Raw genomic sequence first — 18,961 nt, 5'->3', positions numbered from 1 at the left:
GCTTCGGGAATGACCCGCCACAACGCCGCCAACCCCGCCGGTTCCATCGGCCCCCGGGACCCGTCTTCAATCACCATGACAATGAGGTCCGTCTGTTACAAAAAATCTCGACCGTTAGAACGCTGTTAATCCGCGCCTGCAAAACTGCCTCGCCGCATTACGGTGATCCGATCATCCGGTTCGGACACCGCAACCATAACCGAGATCACGCAGGAGACTTCATGTCCTATCCGCTTCCCCGAATGATCATACCGATCATGCTTTTGCTACCCGCTGCCGGCTGCGCCTCGATCATGGATGGATCGCACCAGACCATCTCGGTGGCAACCTATTCCGTCGGCGGCAACTCCTACGATCATACTGTCGCCAACGCCTTGTGCACTCTGAAAAACAAGGACGGCACCTGGTTTGTCCGTGCGCCCGGCACTGTCACGGTGCATCGCGACTATGATGATCTCAACGTCGAATGCTCCAGACCGGGATTTCGTCCCGGCGTCCGTATTGTCGCGTCCACGACAAAAAATCTTGAATTCGGCAACATCCTGTTCGGCGGCATCATCGGCACCGGGGTCGATGTCAACGATGGCGCCGCCTTTGATTACCCCTATCTGATCAACGTGCCGATGCAACCGCAAACCAAAACCGCCGCTTCACCCGCCAGTCAGCCGCTTGACTGACCCCGCTCACCCGCGCAGCACCCGCGCCAGCCGGTACAGAATCCACGCCGTCACCCCCCAGATCACATGATCGGGGTGCGGCCAGACCGGAAAGTCGCGCGTGCCGCCATGCCAGGTGCCGCGGCGCCATTCCGGCAGCGCGGGATCGAGCAGAATATGAAGGCCGAGCGGAAAAATCGCCGCGACCTCGCCGGGTGCGGCGGTGAACCGGGGCGTGCCATGGATCAGGGCGGTCACCGGCGTCACGTGAAACCCGGTGCCGGTCGCGAAATCGTCGAGCCGCCCGATCACTTCGACCAGCGCGGGATCGAGGCCGATCTCCTCCCACGCCTCGCGCAACGCCGCCGCCTCGGGAGACGCATCGCCGGGGTCGAGCGTGCCGCCCGGCAGCGCCACCTGGCCGGCGTGATGCGCCAGATCCGCCGAGCGCCGGGTCAGCCACACCCCCGCCGCCGGATCGATCGCGACGAGCACGGCGGCCGATCGCGCGCCGCAAGCCGGCACACCCGGCTTGGGCGCGGCGGCCGGATGGCTGAGCCGGCGCCGGATTTCATCGACATTCATCACCGGGTCATTGTGAACCCGCCGTCAGCCCGGATCAATCGGTGCAGGACGAGATCTCGCCGAGCGAGAAAAACGCCCCCTGACTCCAGACCCCCAGCACATTCCGGCCGAACCGCACACCGGGCTCGGCCAGCGCGACCAGCTCGTAATAGACCGCCCGGTTGATCCGCGCCTCGATCGGAAACATCCCGTCGCCATCGCGCAGATGCACATAAGGAGTCGGCTCGCACGTCAGCAGGTTATGGGCGATCCGCAGCGGGTGCGCCGGCCCGGCGGTCACGATCTGATCGATGTTGGTCCGAAAATTCAGCACCTGAGAGCGTCCATCCCCGGTCCAGTCGAGCCCGACCACGACGAACGGTGAATCCTCCACCGCAATCCGCCCGCGTTCGGCCGGGGTCTCCAGCAGGAACTGCCCCTCGGCATCGCGCTTGAGCACGCTGGCGAACAGGCACACCATCGATTTCCGCGTGATCGGCGAGCCACGATACAACCAGACGCCATCGCGCCGGATCACGAACGGCAGATCACCGCAATCCACCGGCACACGCCGCGGACTTCCCGTCGCGGCGAGCGGCGCCATCGTCCGCAGCGTCCGCCCGTGACTGCATGACGCCAGGCCGTTGTCCTTCGACGGGTTCTGCGCCATGGTCCCCATTGTCGGAAACAGCGGCGACTCTCCGGCGTTACGGTGGAAATCGTTCACAATGGCGCGCCTCTATGCTTCGACCTGATCGTTCATACATGTTGATATAGGCAGGCGGCACTCCCGGTAAAACCACACAGGCGATCACAAATGACCAGCATGTTGCAAAATGATGTCCCCGCCGGATATATCGCATCCGAGACGGATATTCTGGCGCGGTTCGCCGCCACCACCACCCGGCTGGCCGCGGCGCGCGATGAAATCCGGCGGGTCATCCTCGGCCAGGACGCCGTGATCGAGCAATGTCTCGCCGCGATCCTGTCCGGCGGTCACGCGCTGATCGTCGGTGTGCCGGGCCTCGGCAAGACCCGTCTGGTCGAGGCCCTCGCCGCCGCACTCGGTCTGGCGACACGGCGGATCCAATGCACCCCCGACCTGATGCCCGGCGATATATTGGGCAGCGAGGTCCTCGAGACCGACGCCGCCGGCGGCCGCAGCTTCCGCTTCATCGAGGGGCCGGTCTTCACCGAATTGCTGATGGCCGATGAAATCAACCGCGCCAGCCCGCGCACCCAGTCCGCGCTGTTGCAGGCGATGGCCGAAAACCGCGTCGCGGTCGCCGGGCTGAACCGTGCGTTGCCCGAACCGTTCCATGTGCTGGCGACCCAGAATCCGCTGGAACAGGAGGGGACCTACCCGCTGCCGGAGGCGCAGCTCGATCGCTTCCTGTTCGAAATCCGGATCGATTATCCAAGCCTGCCCGACGAACGGGCGATGCTGCTCGCCACCACCGGCATCGCCCAGGCCGAGGTGCGCCCCGTGCTCGACCCGGCGGGGTTGCGGGCGGCGCAGCATCTGGTGCGCGCCATGCCGGTGGGCGAGCATGTGCTCGACGGCATCCTGCGGCTGGTGCGCGGCGCGCGGCCGGAAACGCCGCTCATCCCCGAACTCGCCGAGGCGCTGGCCTGGGGGCCGGGGCCGCGCGCCGCCCAGGCGCTGATGCTCGCCTGCCGGGCGCGCGCCCTGCTCGATGGGCGGGAGGCGCCAAGTCTCGACGATGTCGCCGCCCTGGCGCCGCCGGTGCTGCGCCACCGGATGGGCCTGTCCTTCGCGGCCCGCGCCGAGGGCGCCGGGGTCGAGGCATTGATCGGCCGGGTGGTGACCAAGGCGCTTGGCTGACCGGCATCCCTCCCCATCGGCCGGCCGGCACGTCGCGGCGGCGCAGGTCCTGGCGGCGCGGCTGCCGGCGCTCGTGCTGGCCGCCCAGCGCCTCGCCGCGAGTGCCACGCCCGGCCGGCATGGCCGGCGCCGCGCCGGGGCCGGCGAACAATTCTGGCAATATCGCGACGTGCGGGACGGCGATGCCCCCCGCAGTATCGACTGGCGGCGCAGCGCGCGCGGCGAGCGGCTCTACGTCCGCGAGCGTGAATGGGAATCGGTCGAAACCCTGGTGATCGCCCTCCAGGACCATCCCGGCATGGCATTCTCCAGCCAGCGCAGCGGCGAGACCAAGCGCGACCGGGCGATGCTGCTCGCCCTCGCCCTCGCCGCCCTGGCGCTCGATGGTGGCGAGCGGGTGGCCCTGTTCGGCCGCACCCCGGCCTTCGCTGGTCCGGGCGCGCTCGATCGCCTCGCCGCCGGGTTTCTGCTCCCCGCGACCGCAACGCCGCCGCCCGGACGGCTGGCGATGATCGGCGACTTTCTCGATCCGGCCGATGCGCTCACCGCCGGTCTGGCGCGGCATGGCGCGGCGGCGCGCGGCGGCGCCCTGCTTCACCTGCTCGATCCCGCCGAGTGCGAATTCCCCTATCGCGGCCGGGTCCTGTTCGAAGCGGCGAGCAATGACCCGCCGGAGGATGTCGCCCGCGCCGAGGATGTCGCCGCCGCCTACCGCGCCCGGATCGCGGCTCAGCGCGCCCTGGTGGTCAATGCGGCGGAGGCGGCGCGGCTGGTGCCGGTGTTTCACCGCACCGACGCCTCGCCCGGCCCCGCGCTGGCGGCGCTCCGCGCCGGGTTGGAGCCGGTCGCATGATCGGCCCGATCAGCTTCGCCACCCCGGCGATCCTGGCGGGGTTGATCCTGCTGCCGGCGCTCTATTTCCTGTTGCGCGCCACTCCCCCGGCGCCGCGCCGGCAGGTGTTTCCCCCGCTCCGCCTGCTGCGCGACATTCTGCCGACCGAACGCAGCCCGGTGCGGATGCCGATCTGGCTGCTGCTGCTGCGTCTGCTCGCCGCGGCGCTGGTGATCATCGGCTTCGCCGGGCCGCAGATCGTGCCGCCCCGCCTGTTGCCCGGCACCGGACCGATCCTGCTCGTGATCGATAATTCCTGGGCGGCGGCGCCGGATTTTTCCGCCCGGATCGCGGCGGCGCGCCGCATTGTCGATCAAGCGGGACACCGCGGCGTGATCCTGCTCGCCACCGCCGGCACCGCGGCGGGGCGTCAACCGCAGGCGAGCGGCGTCCTTGCCCGCACCGGCGCGCTGGCGGCGCTCGGCGCCCTGCATGCCGAACCCTGGCCGGCCGACCGCGCGCAGGACACGGCGGCGGTGCGCGCCGTGCGCCGCCACAACCACGACATTACCGGGGTGTATCTGGCCGATGCCCTGGCCGCGCCGGGGCTTAACCGCTTCGTCGCCGCGCTCGACCCTGCATGGATCATCACCAATGGCGCGAAATCCATCCGCCTGTTGTACCCTCCCGGCCTCGCGCCGGATGGGGCGTTGATCGCCCGGCTGGGCGTGGTGGCGCAGCCCGCGGCGATCCTGCAACCGGTGCTGGCCGAGGCGGCGTCCGGTGCCGCGTTGGCGCGGGTCGTGGTGAGGGTATCGCCGGGCGCCACACACGGCGAGGCGCGGTTTGACCTGCCGGTGGCGCTCGCCGCACAGGTCGCCAGACTGGCGCTGCCCGGCGCCGCCGCACCCGGCGGCATCGCGCTGCTCGATGGCGCGACCCGGCTGGTCACCGTCGGGCTGGCCTCGGGCGGCACCGCCAATCCCGAACAACGGCTGCTCGGCACCCTCTATTACGTCCGGCGGGCGCTGCCGGTGGGCACCCTTGTCCGCACCGGCAGGGTCGATCAGTTGATCGCCGCCGGGGTCAGCGCCATCATCATGGCCGATCTGCCGCTCGACCCCGGTGAAATCGGCCGGCTGCGCCGCTTCATGGCGGCGGGCGGTGTCGTGATCCGCTTTGCCGGGCCATTGACCGCGCCGCAACCCGACGCTTTGACCCCCGATACGCTGATGCGCGGCGTGCGCGAACTGGGCAGCGCGCTGGCTGCCGGCAAGCCCGAGCGGATTGCCGCGTTCGATCGTGACTCACCCCTCGCCGGTCTGGCGTTGCCGGACCATGCGACGGTCTCGCGTCAGATCCTCGCCGATCCCGCCACCCTCGACCCGGCCACGGTATGGGCGCGGCTGAGCGATGGCACGCCGATTGTTCTGGGCGCGCGGCAGGGGCGCGGCGCGCTGGTGTCGGTGCTGACCACGGCGAACGCCGCCTGGTCGAACTGGCCGATCGCGGCGGATTTTCCGGCGCTGATCGATCGTCTGGTGCATCTCGGACTCGGCTCGGCCCCGAAATCGGGCCTGTTGCGACCCCTGCGGGTGCTCAACGGCGCCGGCGCGCTGGTGGTGCCGGGTGCGGCGGCGCGATCCCTGGCCGCGGGCGATTTTATCACGACGATGGTCTCGCCGCTCCATCCGCCGGGACTATGGGGCAATGCGCATGGGGTGGTGGCCCTCAATATCGGGGATCATGTGCCGGTGCCGGCGGCAGCGGCCTTTCCGGCGACGGTGCCGGTGATGGGGCTGGATGCGGTGCCGCGCGCCCGGCGCTTCGGTCCACCGGTTCTGGCGCTGGCGTTGGCGATCCTGATCGCGGATGGGCTGATCTCGTTGCTGCTGCGCGGCGCGCTGCGGTGGCGCGCCGGGGTGGCGGCGCTGCTGCTGCTCGGCCTCGCACCCCGCGCGCATGCCGCGCCGCCGCCCGGCGCGCTGGCCCCGATGCTCGCCTATGTCCGCACCGGCGATGCGCGGATCGACGCGGTCAGCCGGGCCGGGCTGGGCGCGATCTCCGATCTGGTCAATCAGGAAACCGCGGCACGCCTGGCCGCGCCGCGCGGTGTCACGCCGGGAGCCGATAATCTGAATTTCTATCCGCTGCTCTATTGGCCGATCACCGCCGCCACACGTCCGCCGGACCCTTCGGCCTGCCGCGCGCTCGATGCGTTCATGGCCGGTGGCGGACTTCTGGTGATCGACACTGACGGCGGCGGCGCGGAGCTGGCCGGGTCCGGCGCCGGGTTCGATCCGGGGGCGGGGGCGGCGCTGCGCAAGGCCACCGCCTGTCTTGCGATTCCACCGCTGGAAACCCTGACCGATCGTGATACGCTGGCGCACACGTTTTTTCTCGCCCGGCATTTTCCGGGGCGGTTCGATGGGGCGCCGGTCTTTATCGCGGCCAAGGGCGGACGTGATGCCGACGGGGTCAGCCCGGTGGTGATCGGCTCGAATGACTGGGCCGGGGCCTGGGCGGTCGATGGCGCGGGCATGCCGATGCGCGCGCTGCTGCCCGGTGCGCCGGGGCAACGCCAGGATGCCGACTGGTTCGGCGTCAACCTCGTGATGTATGCGCTGACCGGTACCTATAAATCCGATCAGGTGCAGATCCCGGCGATCCTGCGCCGTCTCGCGCAATGATGCTGCCGATCGGCATTTCACCCCTGATCCCGGTTCCGGCGCTGATCGCGCTGGCGGTGCTGGCGGCACTGGTCGTGCTGGCCGGGATGGCGCGGCGGGCGCGCGGCGCCGTGCTGCGCGCCTTGGGGTTCGCCCTGCTGCTCGCCGTTCTCGCCGGACCGCGCTGGCAGGTGCGGACAACGACGCCGCTGCCCGACATCGCCCTGGTGATCCGCGACCGTTCGCCCTCGATGACGATCGGCGATCGAACGCGGCTCGCCGATGTCGCGTTTCATCATCTGGTCGCGACCCTGCCGCCGGACACCCGGCTGCGCGTGGTGAGCGTGACCGGATCGCATGACGACGGCACGCCGCTGTTTGCCACATTGCGCACGGCGCTGGCGGCGATCCCGCCCGATCGGCTGGCCGGGGTGGTGGCGATTACCGATGGCGAGGCCACCGATCGGCCGGTGCGGATACCGCCCGGCGTAAAGGTATCGGCGTTGCTCGCGGCCTCGGGCAACCAGACCGACCGTGCGCTCAGCCTGATCGCGGCGCCCCGCTATGGTCTGGTCGGGCATCACGTCGCGCTGCGCTTCGTGGTGCGCGATCATGGGCGCGACGATCGCGGCGATCAGGTGCCGGTGAGTGTCTCGGTCGATGGCCGGATCGCGGCGCGGGTGATCGCGACGGTCGGTACCCCGACGGTGGTGCGGCTCAGGATCGCCCATGCCGGGACTGCCGTGGTCGCGGTGGCGGCGCAACCGCTGGCGGGCGCGGTATCGACCGCGAACGATCAGGCGGTGTTCGATCTGGCCGGGGTGCGGCGGCGGTTGACCGTGTTGCTGATCGCGGGCGCGCCCAATCCGGGTCTGCGCACCTGGCGGTTGCTTCTGAAAGCCGATCCGGCGGTGCGGCTGGTCAATTTCACCATCCTGCGTCTGCCGAGCGAGCCGCTCGCCGCCCCGGTGCGCGACATGGCGCTGATCCCGTTTCCGGTCAATCAGCTGTTCGGGCGCGACCTCGGCAAATTCGACCTGATCATTCTCGACCAATTCGCCAACGACGATCTGCTGCTGCCGCCCTACCTCGCCAATATCACCAACCATGTCCGCGCCGGCGGCGCGCTGCTGATCGAGGCCGGTGCCGAATTCGAGGGGGAAAACTCGCTCGATCGCTCACCGCTGGAACCGATCCTGCCGGCGCGCCCCTATGGCGCCGGCACCGTGACCGGCCGGTTCGACCCGACGCTCACGCGTGCCGGGCGGCGTGATCCGGTCACCGCGGCGCTGGCGCATGATCACCTCGGCCCGTGGTATCGCTATGAAAGCGTGCAGCAATCCGCCGGCGTCACCCTGCTGCGCACCCAGGGTCCGGCGCGTGCGCCGTTGCTCATTCTGGCGCATGCCGGCAAGGGGCGCGTCGCGATGCTGCTGTCGGATCAGTTCTGGCTCTGGGCGCGCGGCGCCCTGGCGCATGACCCGACCATGGCGGGACCGGCCGAGCCGTTGCTGCGGCGCACGGTGCATTGGCTGCTCGGTGAACCTTCGCTGGCGGCGCGGCAATTATCCGCGCGGTTCGACGGCGACACGCTCAGGATCGAACGGCGCTCGCTGCGCGGCGGCGCGCCCGGATCGGTCGTGGTGACCGATCCGGGCGGCGCCACGCGCATGGTGCCGTTGCATCGCACCGGCCCCGGCCGTTACGCGACGGCATTGGCGGCGAACCTGCCCGGCGTCTGGCGGGTGCAGGCGGGTGGCATGACCGCCTACGCCGGCGCGGCCAATAACGACCCGGCCGAACAGGCCGATCTCGCGGCGACGGACCGGGTGTTCGCCCCGATCGCGGCGCGCACCGGCGGGCGGATCGTCTGGCTGGGCCAGACCGCGAAACCGAACTGGTCGGGCCTGCTGCACCGGCGTCACGCCGCGCTGGTCACCGGCGCGCGTGATATTCCGATCCCGCCGGCCATCCCGACCGCCATGCTCGCGTTCGCCCTGCTGGCGGCGGCGTGGTGGCGCGAGCGGGGGTGAGCCGCGCCGGTGGGATCAGAGCGCCGCTTCGGCGAAGATCTGCTCGACATTGCCGTGCCAGGCGCCGTGATAGCGCCCCAGCCAATACTCCGCCTGGGTCGGCGCGCCATCGACGATCGCCTGCAACGGCGCGAGATAGATCCGCTCATCCGCGCCGGACGCATCGAGCCGCGCCCGGGCGCGCAACCCCTCGGCCGCGATCGCCACCACATCCCGGCCCAGATCGCGCAGGGAGCCTTTGCCGAAGGCGATGTCGAGCCCGGACCGCGGCACGGCGTTACGCAGCGCGACCAGATCGTCGTACCCGATGTCGCGGACCAGGGCGTGGGCCGCTTCGAGCGCGGCATCATCGTAGAACAACCCGGTCCATAGCGCGGGCTGGGCCAGCAGCATCGCCGGATTGCCGGCATCGGCCCCGCGGGTTTCGATGAACCGCTTCAGCCGCACATCGGGGAACGCGGTGGTCGCGTGATCGGCGAAATCGCCGATCGTCGGCGTCTGGCCTTCGAATCCGGCGAGGCGGCCCGCCATGAAATCGCGGAACGACCGGCCTGAGGCATCGAGATACCGCCCATCGCGATAGACGAAATACATCGGCACATCGAGCAGGTAGTCGGCATAGCGCTCGAAGCCGAAGCCATCCTCGAACACGGCGCGTGGAATCCCCGAACGCGCATTGTCGACATCGAGCCAGGTATAGGCCCGGTTCGACAGCAGCCCGTCCGGCTTGCCCTCGCGAAACGGTCCGTTGGCGAACAGAGCGGTCGCGAGCGGTTGCAGCGCGTAGCTCACCCGCATTTTGCGGACCATGTCGGCTTCGGACGAGAAATCCAGATTGGCCTGCACCGTGCAGGTCCGCAGCATCATGTCGAACCCGCGTGATCCCACCTTGGGCATGTAGGCGCGCATGATCGCGTAGCGCCCCTTCGGCATCCAGTCGAAATCGGCTTGTCGCGCGGTCGGGTGAAATCCGAGCGAGGCAAACCCCAGCCCCAGCTTCGGCCCGACCCGGTGGATGCGGGCGATATGCGTGTCGATCTCGGCCTTGGTTTCGTGCAGCGAGGCAAAAATCCCGCCCGATAACTCGAACTGTCCGCCCGGTTCCAGCGAGATCGAGACATTTTGCCCGGTCAGCCCGATCGGCTTGCCCCGATCCAGGATCGGTGCCAGCCCCTCATCCGCCGCGATCATCTCCAGCAGGTCGCGGATACCGCCCTCGTAGGGCGGCGGCGCGTGGTCGGTCAGGCGAAAGCCGAAACTCTCATGTTCGGTGCCGATGCGGAACTCGTCCGGCGTCTTGCACCCGGCCTCGAACCACGCGGCCAGCTGGCGCGATGAGGTGATCGGCGTCGTATCGGCCTCTCCGGGATTCGACAAGCGTGTCTCCTGATCTCAACTCTGATCGGGTGCGGCGAGGAGGCGCGCAAGCCCGGCGATGGCGGCAGTCTCGGCGCGCAGAACACGCGGCCCGAGCGAAACGAGGGTAACAAACCCATGCCGTGCCATGCCGTCAAGTTCCGCCGGCGCAAACCCGCCTTCGGGGCCGATCAGCAGGGCCTGGGGTTGCAAATCGGCCATCGGCACCAAGGGCGGCGCGGCCTGGCGCTCCGCCGCGACGAACAGCCGCCGGCCCGGGGGAAAACCGGCGAGGAACCGCGCCAGATCAATCGGTTCAGCGACCGGTGGCACGTGCAGACGTTCCGATTGCTCGGCCGCCTCGGTCGCGATCGCGCCGAGCCGGTCCCGATTGACCCGCCCGGTCTGGCTGCGTTCGGTGAACACCGGATGGATCGCGCTTACCCCCAGTTCGGTCGCCTTCTCGACGATCAGATCCGTCGCGTCGCGCTTCACCGGGGCGAATGCCAGCCAGCAATCCGGCTCGGGCGCGGGCGGGCGGGTCTGTTCGCGCAGCAGCACATCAGCACCCTGCCGTCCGATCCGCTCGATCACGGCGTCGTACTCGCCGTCGGTCCCGTTGAAGACGCGCAACCCATCGCCCGCGCGCCGGCGCATCACCGCGCCGAGGTAGTGCGCCTGGGCGGCATTTGTGCCAATCACCGCACCGGTTGCCAGTTTCGGCGGCATATGAAGGCGAATGATCGAGGCCATGACCGACGCTTTACCAGCAGATCGCGGATTCACCGATATCGACACCTCAGGATGGGTTGCCGGCCTGCCCGCATCGTGGCGCCCGTTCGCGCTGCTCGCCCGGCTGGATCGGCCGATCGGCGTGTGGCTGCTGTTTCTGCCAGGGCTGTGGAGTATTCTGCTCGCGGGCGCCGGCGGCTGGTTCAGCCTGTATCTGATCGTGTTGTTCGCGGTCGGCGCGGTGGTGATGCGGGCGGCCGGTTGCGTGGTGAACGATGTATGGGACCGCGAACTCGACCGTCAGGTCGCCCGCACCGCCGCCCGCCCGATCGCCGCCGGAACGGTCTCGCTGCTTCAGGCGCTGGGCTTTCTCGCGGTGCTGCTGCTGGTCGGGCTGGTCATCCTGTTGCTGCTCGACCGTTCGGCGGAAATCCTGGGGGTGATGTCGCTCGTGCCGGTCGTTTTGTATCCGGCGGCGAAGCGGTTCACCTACTGGCCACAACTGGTCCTGGGCTTCACCTTCGGTTGGGGCGCGCCGATGGGCTACGCCGCGGCGCATGGCGTGCTCGGCTGGCCGGTTCTGCCGCTCTATGGCGCCACCATCCTGTGGATTCTCGGCTACGACACGATCTACGCGCATCAGGACCGCGAGGATGATTCCCTGGCCGGGATCAAATCCACCGCGCTCAAATTCGGCGCCGGCACCCGGATGTTCCTGATCGCGTGCTATGGCGGCATGATGGTTCTGCTGCTCGCCGCCTTTGGACTTGCCGGTCTGCGGCCGCTGGGCGTCATCGCGCTGATCGCCCCGGCCGGTCTGCTGCTGTGGCAGATTATCCGGCTCGATATCGATAACCCGCCCCGCTGCCTCAGCCTGTTCAAGCTCAATCGTGAGGTCGGGCTGCTGGTCGCGCTGGCCATCCTGCTCGGACAATGACCGATCGGCAGGACTTCATCCGCGGTGCCACACGCCTCGCCGCGCCTGAGATGATCGGCGAAATCCGGTTGCATCTCGCCAGCGAAATCACCCCGATCTGGCAGGCGACCGAGGCGTATCTGGCCGAAACCGGAATAGCACCGCCCTATTGGGCGTTCGCCTGGCCGGGATCGATCGCGCTGGCCCGTCACATCCTGGATCACCCGGAATTGGTGCGCGGCAAGCGGGTGGTCGATTTTGCGGCCGGATCGGGTCTCGCGGGCATTGCCGCCTTCCAGGCGGGGGCGGGCGTGGTCACCGCGATCGAGATTGATCCGATGGCGGGTGCCGCGATCGCGCTCAACGCAGCGGCCAACGGCGCGCGCATCGCTATCGCGATCGGTGATGCCACCGGCGCGCCGCTCGAGGCCGATCTCGTTCTGTGCGGCGACATCTGCTACGAAGCCCCGATGACGCGGCATATCTGGCCATGGTTGCGCGCATGTGCCGCGACCGCGGAGGTCTGGATCGCCGACCCTGGCCGTGCCTATGTTCCCGCCGCTGGACTGGCCGAATTCGCCCGCTACGACATCGCGACCACGGCCGAGCTCGAAAGCCGCACCCACCGGGAGACCATTCTCTATCGGGTGACCTGACGGGTTGGCAACCCGGGGTTTTTGCGGTTTTTTCGCAAAAATGAAGGCGTTTCTTCACGCTCGCCGGCACATTGACATCCGGTTGACCCTCGCCACCTCGAGCAGTAAGCAAGTGCAGCATTTCGAAATGTTTCTTCAACGATCCGTGTCCACCGATCCACTGAAACTGGTGATCACCATGCAAGATATGCGTGAGGCCCTGATGCAGGGGCGCAATACCGCCGGCAAACTGGTGCAGCGCCCGCTCTCGCCGCATTTGCAGGTCTATAAGCCACAGATCTCCTCGGCACTGTCGATTTTTCACCGCCTGACCGGGGTGGCGCTGGCGCTCGGCGCGATGTTGCTTTCGCTCTGGCTCGCCGCCGCCGCGACCTCACCGGGGGCCTTCGCCGATGCGCAGGCGCTGCTCGATTCCATCATCGGCATGATCGTGCTGTTCGGCTTCACCCTCGCGTTGTTCTATCATTTCTGCAACGGCATCCGTCATCTGCTGTGGGATGCCGGCTATGGGTTTGATCTGCCGACGATGCACCGCACCGGTTACGCCGTCATGATCGCCAGCGTCGGGCTGACGGTCGTGTTCTGGATCATCGGGCTGGTGATCCTGTGAGCGCCCCCCGTGGTGACCAGGCGGTCAAGATCATGCGATCCTCGCTCGGTCAGGTCCGTGGCATGGGTGCGGCCAAATCCGGTCTCGGCCATTGGTGGGCGCAGCGCCTGACCGCGATGGCGCTGCTGCCGCTGACGCTGTATTTCGTGCTCTCGGTGTTCCTGCTTGAAGGGGCCGATCAGGCCGCGATGCTGCGCTATATGGCGCAGCCCTGGAACGGCGTTCTGTTCATCGCGCTGGTCGCTGCCCTGTTCTACCATTTGCAGCTGGGTTTGCAGGTCGTGATCGAGGACTACATCCATACGGAGAGCCGGCGCCTCATGGCACTGCTTGGAATGCGTGCTGGCGTTGCGCTGTTTGGTTTGCTCGCGCTGCTCTCGGTTTTGAAACTGTCTTTCTGATCGTCAGGAAAATTGCATGAACGCGATGTCGAAGCCTTCGCTCGGGGCTTATACCATCATCGACCACACCTATGACGTCCTGGTGGTTGGTGCCGGCGGATCGGGCCTGCGCGCCACCCTTGGCATGGGTCAGGCCGGGCTGAAAACCGCCTGCATCACCAAAGTCTTTCCCACCCGCAGCCACACCGTCGCCGCCCAGGGCGGCATTGGCGCCGCGCTCGGCAACATGGAGCCGGATGATTGGCGCTGGCACATGTACGATACCGTCAAAGGCTCGGATTGGCTCGGCGATCAGGATGCGATCGAATACATGGTCCGCGAGGCGATCCCCGCGATCTACGAGCTCGAACATTTCGGCGTGCCGTTCAGCCGCACCGAGGACGGCAAGATCTACCAGCGTCCGTTCGGCGGCCATATGAAGGAATTCGGCGCCGCCCCGGTGCCGCGCGCCTGCGCCGCCGCCGACCGCACCGGCCACGCCATCCTGCACACGCTGTATCAGCAGAGCCTCAAGCAGGATGTGGAATTCTTCGTCGAATATTTCGCGACCGACCTGATCATGGACGATGAGGGTGCCTGCCGGGGCGTGATGGCCTGGTGCCTTGAAGACGGCACGATCCACCGCTTCCGCGCGCAGCTCGTCGTGCTCGCGACCGGCGGCTACGGCCGCGCCTATCTCTCGTGTACCTCCGCCCACACCTGCACCGGCGATGGCGGCGGCATGGCGCTCCGCGCCGGTCTGCCGATGCAGGACATGGAGTTCGTGCAATTTCACCCTACCGGCATCTTTCCCGCCGGCTGCCTGATCACCGAGGGCGCGCGCGGGGAAGGCGGCTACCTGACCAATGCCGAAGGCGAGCGCTTCATGGAGCGCTACGCCCCGACCGCCAAGGACCTCGCCTCGCGTGACGTGGTGTCGCGCTCGATGATCATCGAGATCGCGGAGGGTCGGGGATGCGGGCCGAAAAAAGATCATCTCATGCTGCATCTGGAGGGGCTCGATCCCGAGCGCCTGCATCAGCGCCTGCCCGGTATTTCAGAGACCGCACGGGTGTTCGCCGGCGTCGATGTCACCAAGGCGCCGATTCCGGTGCTGCCGACCGTGCACTACAACATGGGCGGTATCCCGACCAATTTCCGCGCCGAGGTGCTGCGTCCGACCGCGTCAGATCCCGACGCGATCGTGCCGGGGCTGATGGCGGTGGGTGAAGCCGCCTGCGTCTCGGTGCATGGCGCCAACCGGCTCGGCACCAATTCGCTGCTCGATCTCGTGGTGTTCGGCCGCGCCGCGGCGCACCAGGCCGCGAAAATCGTCACCCCCGGCGCCTCGCAACCCAATCTGCCGCCGCGCGCCGGTGAAGCCTCGCTCGACCGGCTCGATGCCACGCGCCACGCCAAAGGCGACACCACGGTCGCCGCCCTGCGCGATAGCATGCAGCGCACCATGCAAAGCCACGCCGCGGTGTTCCGCAATTCGAAAACCCTCAAGGAGGGGGTCGATAAAATGTCCGCCCTCTGGCACGGCATGAAGGATATCGCGGTGTCCGATCGCGGCATGATCTGGAATTCCGACCTGATGGAGGCGCTCGAGCTCCAGAACCTGATGGGCAACGCGATTACCACGATGGTTTCGGCGGAAGGTCGCCACGAGAGCCGGGGCGCGCACGCGCATGACGAATTTCCCGAACGCGACGATCATGACTGGTTGAAACACACGCTGGCCACCTGCACGCCCGACGGCGCGGTAGCACTCGATTACCGCCCGGTGCGGATGCAGACGATGACCAACGACGTCTCGGTGTTTCCGCCGAAAAAGCGCGTGTATTGATCAGGGATTTTCCACCATGGCCGAACTGACTCTCCCAAAGAACAGCCGCGTCGTTGCCGGTACGACCCACAAGGCGCCCGCCGGCAGCACCAACGTCAAGAGTTTCCAGGTCTATCGCTGGAACCCCGATGAGGGCGGCAATCCGCATACCGACACCTATGAAATCGACCTCGACCAATGCGGCCCGATGGTGCTGGACGCGCTGATCAAGATCAAGAACGAGATCGACCCGACCCTGACGTTCCGCCGTTCCTGCCGGGAAGGCATCTGCGGCTCCTGCGCGATGAACATCGATGGCACCAATACACTCGCCTGCCTCAAGCCGATCGAGTCGGTGCAGGACGCGGTGAAGATCAACCCGCTGCCGCATATGGCGGTGGTCAAGGATTTGATCCCCGACCTGACCCAGGCCTATGCGCAATACACCTCGATCGAACCCTGGCTTCAGGCTGACAGTCCGGTGCCACCCGATGCGGAACGGCTGCAAAGCATCGAGGAGCGCGCCGAACTCGATGGGTTGTGGGAGTGCATCCTGTGCTTTTGTTGCAGCACATCCTGCCCGTCCTACTGGTGGAACGGCGATCGTTTCCTCGGCCCGGCGGTGCTGATGGCGGCCTATCGCTGGATCGTCGACTCACGGGACGAAAACGCCGGCAAACGGCTCGATGCGTTGGAAGATCCGTTCAAACTCTATCGCTGCCACACGATCATGAATTGCACCCAGACCTGCCCCAAGGGCCTCAACCCGGCCCAGGCGATCGGTAAAATCAAGCAACGCATGATCGAACGGCGGGGCTGATCCAGCCACCGGGCGAGGGCAGGGCGGTTGCGCCACCGCGCGAGGCGAGGATACCCGCGGCTGGTATCCTTGTTCCATGTCATGGCGTGATCGGACCCCTTCGCCTATCCTGACGCCGTGATGTTGCCGGTGCGCCCTCGATGAATACCCATCCCGACCCACAGCCGCGTCCGGTGCTGGTGTTCGGCGCCAGCGGTTATATCGGCTCCAATCTCGTGCCCGCGCTGGTTCGCGCCGGTCGCCCCGTCCGCGCCTGCGCCCGCAGCCGCGCGGTGCTCGAATCCCGGTCGTGGCAGGAGGTCGAGCTGGTCGAAGCCGATGCGCTGCGCCCGGAAACCCTCGATGCCGCGCTGCGCGGCGTCGGTGTTGCGTATTATCTGGTCCATTCCATGGCGGCCGGTCGTGATTTCGGCCGGATCGACATTGTCGCGGCCGGTCATTTCGCAGATGCCGCCGCGCGCGCCGGTGTCGAGCGGATCATCTATCTCGGCGGGCTGGTGCCCCCCGACGCCGCCTCGGAGCATCTGTTGTCCCGCCGCGCCACGGGCGATCGGCTTCGCGCCGGGACCGTCCCGGTCACCGAAATCCGCGCCGGCGTTATCGTTGGACCCGGATCGGCCGCGTATGAGGTGATCCGCGATCTGGTCAATGCCCTGCCGTTCATGCTGGCGCCGAAATGGATCCAGTCGCGATCGGCCCCGATCGCGCTGAGCAATCTGTTGTACTATCTGATCCATGTCGCCGATCTGGCACAGACCGCCGGCGCGATTCTCGATGCCGCGGGGCCGGATTTTCTGAGCTATGAGGCGATGATGCGGCAGTTCGGCGAAATCGTCGGCCGGCACCCGCGCATCCTGCGCGTGCCGCTGCTGACGCCGCGCCTGTCATCCTACTGGCTCGGCCTGGTCACGACGGTGCCCACCAGCATCGCGCGCGCACTCGTCGCGGGACTGGGACACGACATTCCGGCCGATGATGCCGCACTGCGTCAACTGGTGCCGCAGCCGCTTCTGGGGTATCGGGATTCGGTAGTGGCGGCGCTCGTAGCCGAACGGCAGCATGCCGTCGCCGCCCGCTGGAGCGAAGGTCTGTTCATGTACCGTAACTACCGTCAGGATCATGCGTTCTACGCCAAGCGCGCGGGCGCCAGCGCCATCACCACCGCCTCGCCTCAGGCGCTCTGGCATGTCGTGACCGCGATCGGCGGCAATACCGGGTATTACTACGCGGATGTGCTGTGGGAAATTCGCGCGGTGATGGACTGGCTGGCCGGCGGTTCCGCCCTGGCCAAGGGCCGCCGCGATCCGACCGAACTGCGCCTCGGCGACCGGATCGATAGCTGGACCGTGATGGCGCTGGAACCCGAACGTTTGCTCACGCTGCAATTCGGCATGCGCGCGCCGGGCTCCGGCGCGCTTGAATTCGTGATCACGCCGCATGAGCACGGCCGCACCACCCTCACGATCACCGCCTATTGGCACCCGCAGGGGATCTGGGGCCTGTCATACTGGTACGCCTTCGTGCCGGCCCATATGTTCATTTTCAAGGGCATGACCGCGGCGATCACCCGGCGCGCCGAACTGCTCGAACGAACCGCCGCCGCGCGCGCCGTGCCCGACTGAGCGAATTGTCCTGGGGCGTTATGCTTTTTCGAGCGATTTCACGCGATTATGTTGCCACGGCAACGTCAACCTAACCGCATATCGCTCTGGAGCGTTATGCTTTCAGCGTAACGCTCCAGGACTATGTTTTTCGAGCGATTTCATGCGATTATGTTGCCGCTGCCGCGTCAACGTAATCGCATATCGCTCTGGAACGTTATGCTTTCAGCGTAACGCTCCAGGACTATGTTTTTCGAGCGATTTCATGCGATTATGTTGCCGCTGCCGCGTCAACCTAACCGCATATCGCTCTAGCCGGTCGTTCTGTGCAGGTGTGCGGCACCGCGCGGCGCGGATCAGTTGGCCGGGGTGATCACCTTGGCCTGAGTGGCCGGCATCGGCGGCAGTTTCGACAATTGCTGCTGGTTCAGCTGGTCGGCGGTCATGCGACCGGATTGTTTTGTGGTCTTGGATTTTGTTTTTGCCGTCGTCGATTGTTTCGCTGTCGTGGGTTGCGCCGGATTGGCGCTCTGCGCATGCGCCGCACCGGGACAGAGCAGCCCGATGGTGATCGCGATCAACCCAGCCTTGATCAATAATCGCGACATGATCGAACTCCCCGTGCGAAATTTCACTCTTTCCACCCGATTTACCGGCGCGACGCAAGGGATTTCGATCGCGGAGCGGTAGGGATCACCGAGGGGCAGCCGCCGCGATGGCGCTGAAATCATCGGCCTGAAGGCTGGCGCCGCCGATCAGCGCGCCGCCGACCTCGGGTACCGCGAGCAATGCGGCCGCGTTCGAGGGTTTCACCGAACCGCCGTAGAGAATGCGCATGGTGGTGCCGGCATCGCCGAGTTGGCGTCCGAGTGCGGCGCGGATGGTGGCGTGCATCGCCGCGACATCGGCCTCGGTCGGGGTCTTGCCGGTGCCGATCGCCCAGACCGGCTCATAGGCGATCAGGCCGGCGAAATGATCCGGCACGCTGCCGGCCAGCTGCGCGCGCACCACGGTTTCGGCCTCGCCGGCCTCGCGCTCATCGAGCGTCTCGCCAACGCAAATGATCGGGATCAGCCCGGCGGCGATGGCGGTACGGGCCTTGTCACGCACCAGCGAGGAGGTTTCGCCGTGGTCGGCGCGGCGTTCGGAATGGCCGAGAATGACGTGGCTGGCGCCGATTTCCGCGAGCAGCACGGCCGAGACATCGCCGGTGTGGGCGCCGGCGGTTTCGACCGCGCAATCCTGCGCCCCCACAGCGATGGCGGTGCCACGAAGTGCCGCGATCATCGGGCCGATCAGCGGAAATGGCGGGCAAATCAACAGATCGACATCTGTGCCGGTTCGCCCCAACCCCGCCACGAATGCCGGCAGAGCGGCCAGTGTGCCGTTCATTTTCCAGTTTCCTGCGATCATCGGACGCATCATGAACCCTCCATCATCGCTCCGAGGTAGTGCGTCCGCC

Annotated in this window: 18 protein-coding genes; 12 read left to right on the top strand and 6 right to left on the bottom strand. The window is 67.3% G+C overall.

Features of this window, described 5'->3' with window-relative positions; all coding sequences use genetic code 11:
- The first annotated feature begins 257 nt into the window (after positions 1–257).
- Positions 258–677 (top strand): hypothetical protein, encoded by a 420-nt coding sequence (locus ACP5E6_RS05305; RefSeq protein WP_427952543.1) that lies wholly within the window; start codon positions 258–260, stop codon positions 675–677.
- 6 nt (positions 678–683) lie between these two features.
- Here ACP5E6_RS05305 and ACP5E6_RS05300 read toward each other — a convergent pair whose 3' ends face one another.
- On the bottom strand, positions 684–1,241 hold the full coding sequence (locus ACP5E6_RS05300) for an NUDIX hydrolase (RefSeq protein WP_427952541.1): 558 nt from the start codon (positions 1,239–1,241) through the stop codon (positions 684–686).
- Between the two features lie 34 nt (positions 1,242–1,275).
- Positions 1,276–1,824: a DUF1285 domain-containing protein gene (locus ACP5E6_RS05295; RefSeq protein WP_427952547.1), complete on the bottom strand. Its 549-nt coding sequence runs from the start codon at positions 1,822–1,824 to the stop codon at positions 1,276–1,278.
- A gap of 213 nt (positions 1,825–2,037) precedes the next feature.
- Here ACP5E6_RS05295 and ACP5E6_RS05290 point away from each other — a divergent pair, with 213 nt between their 5' ends.
- The 4 genes from ACP5E6_RS05290 to ACP5E6_RS05275 are packed head-to-tail and all read left to right on the top strand — an operon-like array spanning position 2,038 to position 8,600.
- Positions 2,038–3,066 carry an AAA family ATPase gene (locus tag ACP5E6_RS05290; protein ID WP_427952539.1) on the top strand — a complete coding sequence of 343 codons (1,029 nt, stop codon included), beginning with the start codon at positions 2,038–2,040 and terminating at the stop codon, positions 3,064–3,066.
- Entirely contained in the window at positions 3,059–3,919 is an 861-nt protein-coding gene (locus ACP5E6_RS05285) for a DUF58 domain-containing protein (protein WP_427952538.1), read from the top strand. Before ACP5E6_RS05290 ends, ACP5E6_RS05285 begins: the two co-directional genes overlap by 8 nt.
- Complete coding sequence (locus tag ACP5E6_RS05280; RefSeq protein WP_427952537.1) at positions 3,916–6,588, top strand: DUF4159 domain-containing protein; 2,673 nt, start codon at positions 3,916–3,918, stop codon at positions 6,586–6,588. Before ACP5E6_RS05285 ends, ACP5E6_RS05280 begins: the two co-directional genes overlap by 4 nt.
- Positions 6,585–8,600: a hypothetical protein gene (locus ACP5E6_RS05275; protein WP_427952536.1), complete on the top strand. Its 2,016-nt coding sequence runs from the start codon at positions 6,585–6,587 to the stop codon at positions 8,598–8,600. The genes ACP5E6_RS05280 and ACP5E6_RS05275 overlap by 4 nt, the downstream gene beginning before the upstream one ends.
- Positions 8,601–8,615: 15 nt before the next feature.
- Here ACP5E6_RS05275 and ACP5E6_RS05270 read toward each other — a convergent pair whose 3' ends face one another.
- Positions 8,616–9,977, bottom strand: coding sequence for a glutamate--cysteine ligase (locus ACP5E6_RS05270; protein WP_427952534.1), 1,362 nt, complete (start codon positions 9,975–9,977; stop codon positions 8,616–8,618).
- Positions 9,978–9,992: 15 nt separating this feature from the next.
- A complete protein-coding gene (locus ACP5E6_RS05265; RefSeq protein WP_427952532.1) occupies positions 9,993–10,709 on the bottom strand; it encodes a 16S rRNA (uracil(1498)-N(3))-methyltransferase in 717 nt (238 codons plus the stop codon).
- On the opposite strand from ACP5E6_RS05265, the gene ubiA reads away from it, so the two are divergent.
- From ubiA to ACP5E6_RS05230, 7 genes are all read left to right on the top strand, one after another.
- Positions 10,708–11,625 carry a 4-hydroxybenzoate octaprenyltransferase gene (gene ubiA, locus ACP5E6_RS05260; RefSeq protein ID WP_427952530.1) on the top strand — a complete coding sequence of 306 codons (918 nt, stop codon included), beginning with the start codon at positions 10,708–10,710 and terminating at the stop codon, positions 11,623–11,625. The genes ACP5E6_RS05265 and ubiA overlap by 2 nt on opposite strands.
- A complete protein-coding gene (locus ACP5E6_RS05255) occupies positions 11,622–12,260 on the top strand; it encodes a class I SAM-dependent methyltransferase (protein ID WP_427952528.1) in 639 nt (212 codons plus the stop codon). The genes ubiA and ACP5E6_RS05255 overlap by 4 nt, the downstream gene beginning before the upstream one ends.
- 145 nt (positions 12,261–12,405) lie before the next feature.
- A complete protein-coding gene (gene sdhC / locus ACP5E6_RS05250) occupies positions 12,406–12,870 on the top strand; it encodes a succinate dehydrogenase, cytochrome b556 subunit (protein WP_427952526.1) in 465 nt (154 codons plus the stop codon).
- Entirely contained in the window at positions 12,867–13,271 is a 405-nt protein-coding gene (gene sdhD / locus ACP5E6_RS05245; protein WP_427952524.1) for a succinate dehydrogenase, hydrophobic membrane anchor protein, read from the top strand. Before sdhC ends, sdhD begins: the two co-directional genes overlap by 4 nt.
- A 16-nt stretch (positions 13,272–13,287) precedes the next feature.
- Positions 13,288–15,099, top strand: a complete 1,812-nt coding sequence (sdhA, locus tag ACP5E6_RS05240) for a succinate dehydrogenase flavoprotein subunit (protein ID WP_427952522.1) — start codon at positions 13,288–13,290, stop codon at positions 15,097–15,099.
- Positions 15,100–15,115: 16 nt separating this feature from the next.
- Positions 15,116–15,898, top strand: coding sequence for a succinate dehydrogenase iron-sulfur subunit (locus ACP5E6_RS05235; protein ID WP_427952520.1), 783 nt, complete (start codon positions 15,116–15,118; stop codon positions 15,896–15,898).
- A 140-nt stretch (positions 15,899–16,038) separates the two neighbouring features.
- On the top strand, positions 16,039–17,520 hold the full coding sequence (locus ACP5E6_RS05230) for a DUF2867 domain-containing protein (protein WP_427952518.1): 1,482 nt from the start codon (positions 16,039–16,041) through the stop codon (positions 17,518–17,520).
- Between the two features lie 335 nt (positions 17,521–17,855).
- On the opposite strand, the gene ACP5E6_RS05225 is transcribed toward ACP5E6_RS05230, so the two are convergent.
- Complete coding sequence (locus tag ACP5E6_RS05225) at positions 17,856–18,107, bottom strand: hypothetical protein (protein ID WP_427952516.1); 252 nt, start codon at positions 18,105–18,107, stop codon at positions 17,856–17,858.
- A gap of 85 nt (positions 18,108–18,192) precedes the next feature.
- A complete protein-coding gene (tpiA, locus tag ACP5E6_RS05220) occupies positions 18,193–18,921 on the bottom strand; it encodes a triose-phosphate isomerase (protein WP_427952545.1) in 729 nt (242 codons plus the stop codon).
- Positions 18,922–18,961 lie beyond the last annotated feature (40 nt).

Source organism: Acidiphilium sp., assembly GCF_049977125.1.
Taxonomy (GTDB): Bacteria; Pseudomonadota; Alphaproteobacteria; order Acetobacterales; family Acetobacteraceae; genus Acidiphilium.
The sequence above is the reverse complement of the archived record's forward strand: the minus strand, read 5'-3'. Positions and strand labels throughout refer to the sequence as shown.

What these genes read in the sequence shown, in the direction of transcription:
- ACP5E6_RS05305 (WP_427952543.1), top strand. Translation starts at nt 258, where the DNA reads ATGCTTTTGCTACCCGCTGCCGGCTGCGCCTCGATCATGGATGGATCG.
- ACP5E6_RS05300 (WP_427952541.1), bottom strand. Translation starts at nt 1,241, where the DNA reads ATGAATGTCGATGAAATCCGGCGCCGGCTCAGCCATCCGGCCGCCGCG.
- ACP5E6_RS05295 (WP_427952547.1), bottom strand. Translation starts at nt 1,824, where the DNA reads ATGGCGCCGCTCGCCGCGACGGGAAGTCCGCGGCGTGTGCCGGTGGAT.
- ACP5E6_RS05290 (WP_427952539.1), top strand. Translation starts at nt 2,038, where the DNA reads ATGACCAGCATGTTGCAAAATGATGTCCCCGCCGGATATATCGCATCC.
- ACP5E6_RS05280 (WP_427952537.1), top strand. Translation starts at nt 3,916, where the DNA reads ATGATCGGCCCGATCAGCTTCGCCACCCCGGCGATCCTGGCGGGGTTG.
- ACP5E6_RS05275 (WP_427952536.1), top strand. Translation starts at nt 6,585, where the DNA reads ATGATGCTGCCGATCGGCATTTCACCCCTGATCCCGGTTCCGGCGCTG.
- ubiA (WP_427952530.1), top strand. Translation starts at nt 10,708, where the DNA reads ATGACCGACGCTTTACCAGCAGATCGCGGATTCACCGATATCGACACC.
- ACP5E6_RS05265 (WP_427952532.1), bottom strand. Translation starts at nt 10,709, where the DNA reads ATGGCCTCGATCATTCGCCTTCATATGCCGCCGAAACTGGCAACCGGT.
- ACP5E6_RS05255 (WP_427952528.1), top strand. Translation starts at nt 11,622, where the DNA reads ATGACCGATCGGCAGGACTTCATCCGCGGTGCCACACGCCTCGCCGCG.
- sdhA (WP_427952522.1), top strand. Translation starts at nt 13,288, where the DNA reads ATGAACGCGATGTCGAAGCCTTCGCTCGGGGCTTATACCATCATCGAC.
- ACP5E6_RS05235 (WP_427952520.1), top strand. Translation starts at nt 15,116, where the DNA reads ATGGCCGAACTGACTCTCCCAAAGAACAGCCGCGTCGTTGCCGGTACG.
- ACP5E6_RS05230 (WP_427952518.1), top strand. Translation starts at nt 16,039, where the DNA reads ATGAATACCCATCCCGACCCACAGCCGCGTCCGGTGCTGGTGTTCGGC.
- ACP5E6_RS05225 (WP_427952516.1), bottom strand. Translation starts at nt 18,107, where the DNA reads ATGTCGCGATTATTGATCAAGGCTGGGTTGATCGCGATCACCATCGGG.
- tpiA (WP_427952545.1), bottom strand. Translation starts at nt 18,921, where the DNA reads ATGCGTCCGATGATCGCAGGAAACTGGAAAATGAACGGCACACTGGCC.